General features: G+C 55.3%; 14 protein-coding genes. 3 read left to right on the top strand and 11 right to left on the bottom strand.

All coding sequences use genetic code 11. The features are described 5' to 3' along the window. Nucleotides 1–11: 11 nt before the first annotated feature. From ACR0A1_RS15135 to pyk, 8 genes are all read right to left on the bottom strand, one after another. Nucleotides 12–206, bottom strand: a complete 195-nt coding sequence (locus tag ACR0A1_RS15135) for a helix-turn-helix transcriptional regulator (RefSeq protein WP_480868213.1) — start codon at nt 204–206, stop codon at nt 12–14. 97 nt (nt 207–303) lie between these two features. Next, nucleotides 304–993: a hypothetical protein gene (locus ACR0A1_RS15130; RefSeq protein WP_480868211.1), complete on the bottom strand. Its 690-nt coding sequence runs from the start codon at nt 991–993 to the stop codon at nt 304–306. Then, complete coding sequence (locus tag ACR0A1_RS15125; protein ID WP_480868209.1) at nt 994–2,214, bottom strand: tyrosine-type recombinase/integrase; 1,221 nt, start codon at nt 2,212–2,214, stop codon at nt 994–996. Between the two features lie 466 nt (nt 2,215–2,680). Then, nucleotides 2,681–3,046: a 50S ribosomal protein L20 gene (rplT, locus tag ACR0A1_RS15120; protein ID WP_008756009.1), complete on the bottom strand. Its 366-nt coding sequence runs from the start codon at nt 3,044–3,046 to the stop codon at nt 2,681–2,683. 14 nt (nt 3,047–3,060) lie between these two features. Beyond that, nucleotides 3,061–3,261, bottom strand: coding sequence for a 50S ribosomal protein L35 (gene rpmI / locus ACR0A1_RS15115; RefSeq protein ID WP_010443552.1), 201 nt, complete (start codon nt 3,259–3,261; stop codon nt 3,061–3,063). Between the two features lie 182 nt (nt 3,262–3,443). Continuing rightward, complete coding sequence (locus tag ACR0A1_RS15110) at nt 3,444–4,994, bottom strand: alanine/glycine:cation symporter family protein (RefSeq protein WP_170465878.1); 1,551 nt, start codon at nt 4,992–4,994, stop codon at nt 3,444–3,446. A gap of 14 nt (nt 4,995–5,008) precedes the next feature. Beyond that, nucleotides 5,009–5,446 carry a universal stress protein gene (locus ACR0A1_RS15105; RefSeq protein ID WP_170395586.1) on the bottom strand — a complete coding sequence of 146 codons (438 nt, stop codon included), beginning with the start codon at nt 5,444–5,446 and terminating at the stop codon, nt 5,009–5,011. A 243-nt stretch (nt 5,447–5,689) separates the two neighbouring features. After that, nucleotides 5,690–7,135, bottom strand: a complete 1,446-nt coding sequence (gene pyk, locus ACR0A1_RS15100) for a pyruvate kinase (protein WP_170395584.1) — start codon at nt 7,133–7,135, stop codon at nt 5,690–5,692. Nucleotides 7,136–7,253: 118 nt separating this feature from the next. On the opposite strand from pyk, the gene ACR0A1_RS15095 reads away from it, so the two are divergent. The 3 genes from ACR0A1_RS15095 to ACR0A1_RS15085 all read left to right on the top strand — a co-directional run bounded on the left by ACR0A1_RS15095 (nt 7,254) and on the right by ACR0A1_RS15085 (nt 8,747). Continuing rightward, nucleotides 7,254–7,991 carry an N-formylglutamate amidohydrolase gene (locus ACR0A1_RS15095; protein WP_480754037.1) on the top strand — a complete coding sequence of 246 codons (738 nt, stop codon included), beginning with the start codon at nt 7,254–7,256 and terminating at the stop codon, nt 7,989–7,991. An 87-nt stretch (nt 7,992–8,078) separates the two neighbouring features. After that, the gene (locus ACR0A1_RS15090; RefSeq protein WP_170395580.1) at nt 8,079–8,318 is read left to right on the top strand and encodes a DUF6868 family protein; all 240 of its coding nucleotides are present in this window, start codon (nt 8,079–8,081) and stop codon (nt 8,316–8,318) included. 114 nt (nt 8,319–8,432) lie between these two features. After that, a complete protein-coding gene (locus tag ACR0A1_RS15085) occupies nt 8,433–8,747 on the top strand; it encodes a DUF1244 domain-containing protein (RefSeq protein ID WP_170395578.1) in 315 nt (104 codons plus the stop codon). A 44-nt stretch (nt 8,748–8,791) separates the two neighbouring features. Here the strand turns inward: ACR0A1_RS15085 and ACR0A1_RS15080 are convergent, their stop codons facing one another. From ACR0A1_RS15080 to dgcN, 3 genes are all read right to left on the bottom strand, one after another. Then, on the bottom strand, nt 8,792–9,652 hold the full coding sequence (locus tag ACR0A1_RS15080) for a D-amino-acid transaminase (RefSeq protein ID WP_170395576.1): 861 nt from the start codon (nt 9,650–9,652) through the stop codon (nt 8,792–8,794). A 10-nt stretch (nt 9,653–9,662) separates the two neighbouring features. Beyond that, nucleotides 9,663–10,628 carry an N-acetyl-D-Glu racemase DgcA gene (gene dgcA, locus ACR0A1_RS15075; protein WP_480707031.1) on the bottom strand — a complete coding sequence of 322 codons (966 nt, stop codon included), beginning with the start codon at nt 10,626–10,628 and terminating at the stop codon, nt 9,663–9,665. Nucleotides 10,629–10,696: 68 nt separating this feature from the next. Beyond that, nucleotides 10,697–11,698, bottom strand: coding sequence for an N-acetyltransferase DgcN (gene dgcN, locus ACR0A1_RS15070; protein ID WP_480868205.1), 1,002 nt, complete (start codon nt 11,696–11,698; stop codon nt 10,697–10,699). Nucleotides 11,699–11,942 lie beyond the last annotated feature (244 nt).

Here is an 11,942-nt window from a genome sequence, read left to right as displayed (position 1 = left end):
TGGGTGTTGTTTTACCCGGCCAGTGATTTGGCAATCGGTCTATCGGAAAGCCAATCGGATATTGTGCTTTCGGGCCAAGCAACAGCGCGTTTTCCGATACGGACTGGTCGGGGAAACTCCCCCCTGTCCATCATGTCGTAAATACTTGAACGACTAAGGCCAGTGGCGGCTTCAACAGCCGGGCGTCGTAGGTAGCGTTCGTGCATGTCGGTTCCTTTCGTGTCAGTAAGTGACTAATTGGAACCTAACGGGACGAAGAACCTGAAATAGGTGTCACGATTAAAAAGCCGTTTCGATACGGTGTTAGGAATTCGGAACCTTTGGTTTGCGCCCCGGTTTAGAAATTTCTGGTCTTTTTTCTCGAGCAAGATTCCATGCGAAACGAAAACTGCGCACACTTTGTTCTTTGGCCAATAGAGCTTTGGCGTCTTGAAACTTGGGTAGCTTACCTAGGTCCGCCAGTCTTATTATTTCTTCAGACACAGCTCGGGGTGACATATCTCTTTTGGGAGAAAGCTGGTTTTCTCCAAAAGGAAGCGAGTCAGTTTCATCAGCAGTTGATAAACGCGGCCCAATGTACGCAGGTATATCGGCTTCAAAGTCATCTAGAAATTCCAGGAAATCATCATGTGGAAAAATCAAAGGCAAGTGGAGGAACGGGCCATATCGTCGTTGGAGTTCAAGTTCATCGGGAGGTTCGCTCATGTGATTTGACGACTGTGAGGAACCTACAGTCCCAACCGATATATCGATGTGGTCGTTTAGGTTGTCATAAGGATTATCTGAAAAGATTAGAAGGCGAGAAGCAGGTACAGGTTCGCCACTAGCTAGGCAAACCGCAACCTCACTACTCTCTTGCAAATACAGCCATGTGACTTCAAAGTTTTCGTCGCCGAAAAACTCTATATCACCGATGTGACCTTTCTCATCAAATATAGCGGCTATTGTGAAATAAATTTCGCGCAGGCTGATCCAGCCTTTTGGGGCAAACAATTATCCAATCCTAACTAAGCTGTCAGAGTTTTCGGCAATAAAATGAGACCAGTTTTCCATTAGTTTTCTTCGCTTTTCAAAGTAGTCCGACCTGGCATATGCCGCTTCAGCCTTATCTTTCACGGTATGTGCCAAGGCTGCTTCAGATACATCGCGTGGGGTGTTGGTGCGTTCTTGCGCCCATGTCTTAAAGGACGTTCGGAACCCATGTACATCGACATCATAGCCCAGCCCCTTAACCAGCTTTGACAGGGTCATGTCAGACAATGGCTTGCCCTGTTTGGTGCCAGGGAAAACCAAGCCCTTACCTGAACCCAAATTTTGAGCCCTGGACAACACCTCCAAGGCGCCGGGGGATAAGGGAACACGATGTTCTTTCTTGGCCTTCATACGTAGCGCTGGGCGGGTCCAGACAGCGTTTTTCAAATCAAATTCGTGCCATTCCGCCAGACGAACCTCGCCGGACCGGGACGCAGTCAAAACAAGCAGTTCTAGCGCCAATTTGGTGGCATCCCCGGCGCTTGATGCCTTCAGGCTCTCTAGGAATTCAGAAACCTTGATGTAGGGCAGCGCTTTTCTGTGCACTTGCGTCCTGTCCTGCTTGGGCAAAGCGGAAGAAACCGTATCCACAGGGTTGTCCTGCCTCCAACCGTTGGCAATGGCCCACTTCATCACAGTGCCGATACGCTGGCGTACACGCCGCGCTGTTTCAGCCTTTTCTAGCCAGATTGGTTGAAGGACAACCAACACATCAGCCGTGGTGACTTCGGAAACCTTCAGCTTGCCAATGCGGGGAAAGGTGTAGGTTTCGAGTGTGGAAATAAACTGCGCCGCGTGTTTCTTGTTGCGCCAAGTTGGTTCGTGGATCTTATGAACCTTTCGCGCGGCCTCCTCAAACGTAAGTAGGGCTTCAGCAGTGCGCTTGGCTTGCAATGGGTCGCCACCAGCCCGCGCCAGCTTGCGGTTCTCTAGCGCGGCTTCTCGGGCCTCTGCTAAGCTCACAAGGGATGCAGACCCCAAGCCTATTTCAGTGCGTTTGCCGCGAATGACAATACGCTGGACCCAGCGCCGTGCGCCTGATGTATCCACCTTTAGAAACAGGCCATGCCCATCAAAGTATTTACCCGGTTTAGATGCCGTTCGAACGAAGGCAGCCGAAAGTGCTTTCTCTTGGCGCTTGCGCGGTGCGTTGTCGTTGGTAGTACTTTCCTCGTCCGCCATTCCGTCCCCCATTATTGACAGGAATATGTGGGACGGCACTGGAATGTTCAAGAACAAGATAGGCTTTAACTATCTGTTTTATGGTACTTTACGGAACACTGTAGAATTCCGTAAGGCGGACTTCGTCTCCGCCACCCATACCGGGCATCACCTGCGATGCCTGCCATGGTCTGAACGATCTCATAAAATCATCCCACTGAATTCACGACATTTCACGGGCGTTGCACACTACCATTTCTCAAGGCGGATTGGATCTCTCGCATCAACCATTGCACCCTGATGCTGGAGCTTGGTGCGTTCTCTGCAGTACAATTCAGCCCAGGATGTTGGAGGCGGTGAGATATTTATCTTCATCGCCCTAGGGAGCTCAATTTGCCAACCTGGCGCAATCGACACCCGTTACGGATTCAAAAAAAAGGCCGTCCCAGCTGGGACGGCCTTTCATTCACTGTCTCTCGAAAGAGGTTCAGGCAGCCAGCGCGGCCTGTGCTTTGGCGACGATCGCGCCGAACGCTTCCGGTTCGTGCACAGCCAAGTCGGCCAGAACTTTGCGGTCCACTTCGATACCGGCCAGGTTCAGGCCGTTAATGAAGCGGGAATATGTCAGTGCCTCGTCATGCGAACGGACAGCGGCGTTGATACGCTGGATCCACAGCGCGCGGAAGTTGCGCTTGCGGTTCTTGCGGTCGCGGGTTGCGTACTGGTTGGCCTTGTCTACGGCCTGACGGGCAACCTTGAAGGTGCTCTTGCGGCGGCCATAGTAACCTTTGGCAGCCTTGATGACCTTCTTGTGACGGGCGTGAGTTACGGTTCCACCTTTAACGCGGGACATCTCTTAATCTCCTCTTAGCGGTCGTAGGGCATGTAGCCCTTGACGATCTTGGCGTCGGGGGCGGACAGGGTGGTGTTGCCACGGGCGTCGCGGATGAATTTCTTGGTCCGCTTGATCATGCCGTGCCGTTTGCCGGCCTGGCCAGCAAGGACCTTACCGGTCGCAGTCACCTTAAAGCGCTTTTTGGCGCTCGACTTTGTCTTCATCTTAGGCATTTCCGTCTCCTTTCGGGGTTCGGTTTCAGACGCGACTCGGCATGCCATCTCGGCCGGTCACGCGATCAGAAGCGCCGTTTACGCAAGTTCGGTCATACTGGCAAGGGGGTTTGGGCCAGAATCTGCGCTTTTTGCAGGCTGGCTAGGCACCGGGGCGACGCGCGCCGCCCCGGTAGTTTGGATTAATGTTCGAATTTGCGGATTTCGCCACTCTTCAGCCGTTCGGCGTAGGACGCCAGTTCCTGACGTACCACTTTCATCAGGAAGTAGAGCGCGAAGACGTTCACAACCGCCATGGCAAAGATCGCCGCATCCGAGAAGTCGATAACGGGGCCAAGGTTAGCCGCTGCACCGATGACTACGAAGATGCAGAAAATGACCTTGAACACCAGTTCCTTGGTGTGGCCCTCACCGAACAGGTAGGTCCAGGCCTTGAGGCCGTAGTAGGACCAGCTGATCATGGTCGAGAAGGCGAACAGAACTACTGCGATTGCCAAAACGTAAGGGAACCAACTGAACGCGCTGCCAAAGGCGGCTGAAGTCAGGCTGACACCCGAGTTTCCGTCAACCGTTGCGATGGCATTACCGGCTTCGTTCAGCATATAGTTTCCGGTCTCCGGATCGACGATCAGCTGCTGGGTGATGATGATCACCAACGCGGTCATGGTACAGATTACGACCGTATCAATGAACGGCTCCAGCAGCGACACGAACCCTTCGGTGATCGGTTCTTTGGTGCGAACCGCCGAGTGGGCAATCGCCGCAGAACCAACGCCCGCTTCGTTCGAGAACGCCGCACGCCGGAAGCCCTGGATCAATGCGCCGACCATACCGCCAGCGACACCAAGACCGGTGAACGCTCCCGCGAAGATTTGGCCAAAGGCCCAACCGATCTGATCCGCGTTCATCAGGATGATCACCAGAGCCGCAGCCACATACATCACGCCCATGAAAGGAACGACTTTCTCAGTCACGCGCGCGATGGATTTCAGGCCGCCCACGATCACTGCAAAGACGATGCCTGCAAAGACCAGGCCAGTGATCCAGCCCGGGTAATCTCCGACGATGCCTGCGATCTGCTGATGCGCCTGATTGGCCTGGAACATATTGCCCCCACCAAGCGCGCCAAGGATGCAGAAGATCGAGAACAGAACGGCCAGAATTTTACCGCCCGGCAGGCCCAGTTCGTTGAACCCTTTCGACATATAATACATTGGACCACCAGAAACGGTGCCGTCATCATATTCGTTGCGGTACTTTACACCCAGCGTACATTCGGTGAATTTCGACGCCATGCCCAACAGGCCTGCGACAATCATCCAAAAAGTTGCACCTGGCCCGCCGATACCGACGGCGACCGCAACACCGGCAATATTACCGAGGCCAACTGTACCGGACAGCGCCGTTGCCAGCGCCTGAAAGTGGCTAACTTCACCCGCATCATTGGGATCAGAATAGTCACCTTTCACAAGGCTGATCGCATGACCGAAGAAACGCAATTGTACAAAGGCAAAATAAAGCGTGAAGACGGTCGCGGCGATGACCAGCCAACCCACGATCCAAGGGAACCCGGTGCCCGGAAACGGGGCAAAAATAAAGCTGACGAAAGGCCCGGTGAAATCAGCAAAGGCCTGGTTGATTTTATCGTCCAACCCGACCGCCTCCTGTGCGGCAGTGGGGCTCGCAACCAGAGCGGCAAGTGCTGCCAGACTCAGTTTGTTCTGAATATTCATCATAATCTCTCCCCTCAGTTCACGACCGTAACCGGAACATCGGCGTGCATGACAAGGTTCTGGGTCGAACTGCCAAACAGGCGTTTTTTAAACCCATCTGCCGAGGCCCGACCCACAACGATCTGGGAGCCACCGTTTTCAACCGTGATTGCATTCAGCGTTTCCGCCACATCTCCGTGACGGACGATGCCGCGCGCCTCGAATCCTGCAGCCTTCAACGCTTCAACCGCTGGCTCGATGATCCGTGACGTAGCTAACGCAACCTCTTCTTCGCGCCGTTTGTGGCGTAGGGCGTTCTCTTCTGGTGTCTGGAATGTGAAAGGAGACCATTCGATGACGTAAACCGCCAGAAGCTCGCATGAACCGATACGCCCGGCCAAGTCTTTGGCAAAGGCGATCGCGCGTTCTCCGGTTTCTGTCCCGTCCAGTCCTATGACAATTTTCGTTGTCATGCCGTTCCTCCGTTATTGTTGCTTTGGCCGGGGCCCTCGCCCCCGGCAGGGCAGCCGGAACCTGGAACTTGCTTGAGTAGACCGCCCTAAGGGCAAGTATCCCGAAAAAACACGCAAAAACAGAGAGATTATTGCTGGATACAACCCTCAAACTTCTAAGGTACTGTAAATAAATATTATTATATGCCCAAATATTAGGCATACGCTTGGTATCAAACTGAAATTAGTAGTGGCGATCCGGGCTTAGCCCGGATCAGTGTTGTAGATCAGCCGTTCATCACAAGGGGCTATACGTAAGATGTTGGTGGTGCCAGGAACATTGAAAGGGACGCCGGCGGTGACCACAATCTGATCAGTCTCAGCGGCGAAACCACCCGAACGGGCGGCGCGAGCGGCGCTGACGACCGCACCTTTGAACCGCTCTTGTTCAGGGGTTAAGACGCAATGACAACCCCAGCTCAGGCAAAGCCTGCGGGCGGTGCCAGTGGCGGGGGTCATTGCGATGATAGGCACACCGGGACGCTCACGGGCGGTGAGCAAGGCGGTGGTCCCGCTTTGAGTGAAGCAGCAGATGGCTTTGATGTCAGTCTTTTCGGCAATTTCGCGTGCCGCAGCCACGATACCATCAGCGATGGTCGTACCCTTGGCGGTACGCGACGCGGCAATAATCTGAGTGTAGGTCGGGTCAGCCTCAACTTCGATGGCAACTTTGTTCATCGTCTGAACCGCCTCGATGGGATAAGAACCCGCAGCCGATTCCGCACTGAGCATGATCGCGTCGGTGCCTTCATAGATGGCGGTGGCCACGTCCGAAACCTCGGCTCTGGTGGGCATCGGGCTTTCGATCATGCTTTCCAGCATCTGCGTGGCGACAATCACAGGTTTCGCGGCTGTACGGCATTTACGCACTAGGCGCTTCTGAATTGGGGGTACTGCCGAAACAGGCAGTTCAACGCCCAAATCACCCCGCGCGACCATGATACCGTCCGAGGCGTCAAGAATATCGTCAAACGCCTCGACTGCAGCGGGCTTTTCGATCTTGGACAGGATTGAAGCGCGGCCATCGGCCAATGCGCGCGCCTCGAACACATCCTTGGCACGCTGAACGAAGCTCAGCGCCAACCAGTCCACACCCAGTTGGCAGACAAATTCCAGATCGTCGCGATCCTTGGCCGACAGCGCTGCCAATGGCAGCACCACGTCAGGCACGTTCACACCCTTGCGGTTCGAAATCGTGCCACCGACTTCGACCGTGCAATGTGCAAAATCCTGACCGCAATCCTGCACGATCAGACGAATCTTTCCGTCATTGACCAGCAGGCGCGCACCTGGCTCCAATGCGGCAAAAATTTCGGGATGTGGCAGGCAGACCCGGGTGATATCCCCGGCTGCCGGATCAAGATCCAGACGGAATGCGGCGCCCTCCTCCAGTTCTTCCGCATCATTTGCAAACACGCCAACGCGCAGCTTTGGCCCCTGCAGATCAGCCAGAATCGCGATCGGGCTTTCCAGATCCTTTTCGATCTGCCGGATTATACGGTGCCTCTCGCGAATCTCATCGTGGCTGCCATGGCTCATGTTCAGCCGGAATACATCGGCCCCGGCCTCATGCAGCGCACGGATGGTATCATAGTCATTGGACGCCGGTCCCAGCGTCGCCACGATTTTCACATTTCTCAGGCGTCGCATTGATCAGGCTCTCCTCAAACGCGTAAATGTTACCGCAAACATTGCTCAGGCTGCTTATTGCGCAATTCCCTTTCCAACGCAACTGTCCTACACCTGCGACAAACAAGATGACAGGCTCATGACATACTCTCCGTTTTTTGTTCACGGCGCGGATCGCCCGTCGCGTTGGCTGATTACTTGCGACCACGCCACCAACATGGTGCCGCCCGATATCAACGGCGGAGACCTGGGCCTGCCGCGCGAGGATATGGAGCGTCACATCGCTTATGACGTGGGCGCCTACGAGGTCTCTAAACATCTGGGTGAGGTCCTGAACGCCCCCGTAATCGCAGCCAACTTCTCGCGCCTCGTGATTGACCCCAACCGGGGCGAGGACGATCCGACGCTGCTGATGAAGCTCTATGACGGCTCGATCATCCCCGGTAACCGACACGCAGATGCGACCGAGCGTGAGCGTCGTCTAAATATGTGCTACCGGCCCTATCACGATGCGCTGGCACAGCTTGCGGCCTTGCCGCATGCGGTCATCATCTCGATGCATTCCTTTACGCGCCAGCTCCGTGGCCGCGATCCTCGGCCGTGGCACATCGGCGTCTTGCACACACCGGATGAGCGGTTCTCGCGCCCGCTGATTAACCGGTTGAACGCCGAGGATGATCTGTGCGTTGGGGTAAATGAACCCTATACAGGTGTGCTACCCGGCGATGCGATCGACAAGCATTGCAGCAGTTTCGGCCGTCCTAATGCACTGATCGAGCTGCGTAATGATCTGATTGCGGATCATGTCGGGCAACGCAGCTGGGCCGAACGATTGGCCGTTATTCTGCAGGATGCACTGAACGATAGCGGACTATGACGTAAGGTCACTTCGTGCCGCTTCCGATCCTCGAAATATTGTGAGCCAATATACTGACACCCATATATTAAGGGAAAGGAGACGACCATGACTCAGGAATTCCTGACAACTGTCTTCGGCTGGATGACCGCCCTTAACATTGCGGTTTTGTTGTTCAGCACGCTGATGATCATCATCATGCAGGACTGGATCGCAGGCGTACATGGCAGAATGTTCCAAATGGAGCGGGCCGACGTAAAGAGGGCCTATTTCAGGTATCTTGCGAACTACAAAATCCTGACAATCATTTTTTGCCTTGTGCCGTGGCTGGCCCTCAAACTGGCATAAAGCATCAAAACCTGACGTTCCAAGGGGCCTTAAGGCCCCCGCTGTTCGTTGTAACATGGCCCACGGATTGCTAGGTCAGGTTCAGAACGCAAGACAATCATTCGGAGCCCGACAATGGACAAGCAAACTGAAATCGAACTTCAGGCCGCAGCGTTTCGCCGTTTGCAGCAGCATCTGATGCAGGATCGCACCGACGTACAGAACATCGATATGATGAATCTGACCGGCTTCTGCCGCAATTGCCTGTCGCGCTGGTATCAGGAAGCCGCCAATGCCAAGGGCATCGACATGGACAAAAACGAAGCGCGCGAGATTTTCTATGGCATGACCATGGATGAGTGGAAGGCCAACTACCAGACCGAAGCGAACGCAGAGAAACAAGCCGCCTTCAAGGTCGCGTTTGAAGAGAACGTCACGAAAAAAGGCTGACGCCCCGAAAACGAAAAAGCCCGCCGTTTTGGCGGGCCTTTGCTTTAGATTGCGGCCTTTCGACTTTCGTCCAGATAGATCTCGCGAAGGCGTTTGGCAATCGGGCCCGGCGTGCCATCACCCAGTGCCACGCCATCAATCTCAACCACCGGCATGACAAAAGCGCTGGCCGAAGTGGTGAAGGCCTCATCCGCCTCTTTCGCCTCGTCGATGGTGAACAGGCGCTCCTCAATCTCCATCTGCGCCTCGGCAGCCATGCGCAGAACCGCCTTGCGGGTGATGCCGTGCAGAATGTCGTTGGACAGCGGGCGGGTGACGATCTTGCCGTTCTTGACGAAATAGGCGTTGTTGCTGGTGCCTTCGGTGACATAGCCATCTTCAACCAGCCAGGCATCGTCACAGCCAGCCGCTTTCGCCATCATCTTGCCCATGGACGGATACAGCAGCTGCACGGTTTTAATATCGCGGCGGCCCCAACGGATGTCATCGATCGAGATAACCTTGGCCCCTTTCTTCGACGCAGGGCTGTCGGCCAGACCCGGCTTATTCTGCGTGAACAAAACCAGCGTCGGCTTGGTATCCGCTGACGGGAACACAAAGTCCCGGTCGCCGTCACTGCCGCGCGAAACCTGTAGATAGATCAGACCTTCTTCGATGTCGTTCAGCTCGACCAGTTTGCGATGGATTTCCAGAAGTTCTTCTTTGCTGCAGGGTTCAGCCATCTGTAACTCGTCCAGCGAGCGTTTCAGGCGCACCGCGTGGCCTTCGAAATCGACCAGCTTACCATCCAGCACACTGGTGACTTCATAGACGGCGTCTGCAAACAGGAAACCTCGATCAAAGATCGAGACGCTTGCCTCGGTTTCAGGCAGGTACTCGCCATTCACATAAACGGTGCGGGTCATGTTCTTCTCCTCAGCCCCAAAGTGCCGCATTGGGCGGATGCACTCCGGCGTCATCAAAAATCAGGGGTGTGTCGCGGTCTTCTGCCAACAAAAGCGGTCCGTCAAGGTCCGTCACCATCGCACCCTGCGCGACCAGCGTTGCAGGTGCCATGGCCAGCGAACTTCCAACCATGCATCCGACCATGATGCCATAGCCCTCGGCCAGCGCGGCCTTGCGCAGTTCGAGCGCCTCGGTCAGACCGCCGGTCTTGTCGAGTTTGATGTTGACCACATCATATTTGCCTTTTAGCGCAGGCAAGCTGGCCCGATCGTGACAGGACTCGTCGGCACATACCGGCACCGGACGATCCATGCCGATCAGTGCATCATCCTCACCGGCTGGCAGAGGTTGTTCAACCAGAGCAACGCCCAGTCGCACAAGATGCGGTGCAAGATCGGCGTACACTTCAGCAGACCAACCCTCATTGGCGTCGATAATGATTTTGGACTCCGGCGCACCAGCCCGCACGGCCTCAAGCCGGGGCATGTCGTCCGGTGTACCAAGTTTGATCTTCAACAAGGGTCGGAACGCATTTTCTGCCGCCTGTGCCTGCATTGCCTCGGGAGTGTCCAGGGAAAGAGTATAGGCCGTAACTTCAGGCCCCGGTGCGGCAAGTTCCGCCAGCTCCCACGCCCGTTTGCCGGAGCGTTTCGCCTCAAGGTCCCAAAGCGCGCAATCCACTGCATTCCGAGCCGCGCCGGCAGGCAGCAGATCCATCAGGGAATAGCGAGAGAATACGTCGGGCAGGCCGGCAATCTCGGCCTCGACTGAATCCAGCGTTTCGTCATAGCGCGCATAGGGCACGCATTCGCCCCAACCATGATGCACACCATCCGAGATCCGAACCGTCAGGACCTTTGCCTCAGTCCGTGAGCCGCGCGAGATAGTGAATACCTGCGCCAGCCGAAATACATCGCGGGAAACGTCAATCTGCACGCGTTCAACCTTTCATCGAAAGTGGTGTCTGTTGCCGACAGCAAGGGGCGATCGGCAACCTGCTTAGATCACAGTGCGGCCAGCGCATCCACCAGTTTACCAGCACCAAAACGGTAAGGATCGGTTGCTGGGATACCCATCTCGGTCTCAACCTTGGCGATGTATGCGTGTGCGTCGTCTTCGCTCAGATGCTGGGTGTTGATCGACACTCCTGCAACCTGACACTCTGGGTTTGCCACGCGCGCCAGCGGCAGTGCTGTGTCGCGCAACTGCTCCAGCGTCGGCAGTGAATACTCAGGCAATCCTCGCATATGGGTCCGGGTCGGCTCGTGGCACAGGATCAGCGCGTCGGGCTGACCGCCATGGATCAGCGCCATGGTCACGCCAGAATAGGACACATGGAACAAAGAGCCCTGCCCTTCGATGTGATCCCAGTGATCCGGATCATTGTCCGGTGTCAAATACTCAACGGATCCCGCCATGAAATCGGCGATAACCGCATCCAGCGGGACGCCCTGACCCGTGACCAGAATTCCGGTCTGACCGGTGGCCCGGAAGGTGGATTTCATGCCGCGTTTGCGCATTTCAGCGTCCATGGACATCGCAGTGTACATCTTGCCGGCAGAGCAGTCGGTTCCAACGGCCAGGCACCGCTTACCAGTACGCTTGCGGCCGTTTGCGATGGGATATCCTACGGTCGGTACACGGACGTCGTGCAATGTGCAGCCGTGAGTCTGTGCCGCAGCAACCAGATCGCCTTCGTCGCGCAGCAGGTTGTGCAGGCCCGACGCCAGATCATAACCCATCTCCAGTGCTGCGATCAGAACCTCTTTCCAGGCCTCACTGATGACCCCACCTCGGTTGGCAACACCAATGACAAGAGTCTTGGCACCAGCAGCTTTACCTTCGGCAAGTGTCATTTCGGTAAGACCCAAATCAGTCTTGCAACCATCCAGCCTTATTTGACCCACGGCATTCTCAGGACGCCAGTCGCGGATACCAATGGCCACTTTGGCCGCCAACAAGTCGGGCGCATCGCCCAAAAACAACATGTACGGTGTCTCGATCATTGCGGTGCACTCCTTTGATTCTGGCTTAAGCTAGAGAACCGTTTTGACGAGGGTTTCTCAAATTCTTCTTGCCTGCCCGCCCACAGCGGGAAGTTTTTGCGTATTTGGGCTTTCTTGCACAAGATTGTTCGAAGTTTTTAAACTGATCAAACTTTAAGCACCCCATTTTACCAGTATCTTCAATCATGCTGCATACGCATTGCCGCATATGCACAATCACGCTTGCGCAGCATTGCGCAATTTA

This window comes from Ruegeria sp. D6 (genome assembly GCF_056534365.1).
Note: the sequence above shows the minus strand (reverse complement) of the source record. Positions and strands in the feature narration are given on the sequence as shown.

What these genes read in the sequence shown, in the direction of transcription:
- ACR0A1_RS15105 (WP_170395586.1), bottom strand. Translation starts at nt 5,446, where the DNA reads ATGACAACGAAAATTGTCATAGGACTGGACGGGACAGAAACCGGAGAA.
- ACR0A1_RS15095 (WP_480754037.1), top strand. Translation starts at nt 7,254, where the DNA reads ATGACATACTCTCCGTTTTTTGTTCACGGCGCGGATCGCCCGTCGCGT.
- rplT (WP_008756009.1), bottom strand. Translation starts at nt 3,046, where the DNA reads ATGTCCCGCGTTAAAGGTGGAACCGTAACTCACGCCCGTCACAAGAAG.
- ACR0A1_RS15110 (WP_170465878.1), bottom strand. Translation starts at nt 4,994, where the DNA reads ATGAATATTCAGAACAAACTGAGTCTGGCAGCACTTGCCGCTCTGGTT.
- ACR0A1_RS15085 (WP_170395578.1), top strand. Translation starts at nt 8,433, where the DNA reads ATGGACAAGCAAACTGAAATCGAACTTCAGGCCGCAGCGTTTCGCCGT.
- pyk (WP_170395584.1), bottom strand. Translation starts at nt 7,135, where the DNA reads ATGCGACGCCTGAGAAATGTGAAAATCGTGGCGACGCTGGGACCGGCG.
- ACR0A1_RS15080 (WP_170395576.1), bottom strand. Translation starts at nt 9,652, where the DNA reads ATGACCCGCACCGTTTATGTGAATGGCGAGTACCTGCCTGAAACCGAG.
- ACR0A1_RS15135 (WP_480868213.1), bottom strand. Translation starts at nt 206, where the DNA reads ATGCACGAACGCTACCTACGACGCCCGGCTGTTGAAGCCGCCACTGGC.
- ACR0A1_RS15125 (WP_480868209.1), bottom strand. Translation starts at nt 2,214, where the DNA reads ATGGCGGACGAGGAAAGTACTACCAACGACAACGCACCGCGCAAGCGC.
- ACR0A1_RS15090 (WP_170395580.1), top strand. Translation starts at nt 8,079, where the DNA reads ATGACTCAGGAATTCCTGACAACTGTCTTCGGCTGGATGACCGCCCTT.
- dgcN (WP_480868205.1), bottom strand. Translation starts at nt 11,698, where the DNA reads ATGATCGAGACACCGTACATGTTGTTTTTGGGCGATGCGCCCGACTTG.
- rpmI (WP_010443552.1), bottom strand. Translation starts at nt 3,261, where the DNA reads ATGCCTAAGATGAAGACAAAGTCGAGCGCCAAAAAGCGCTTTAAGGTG.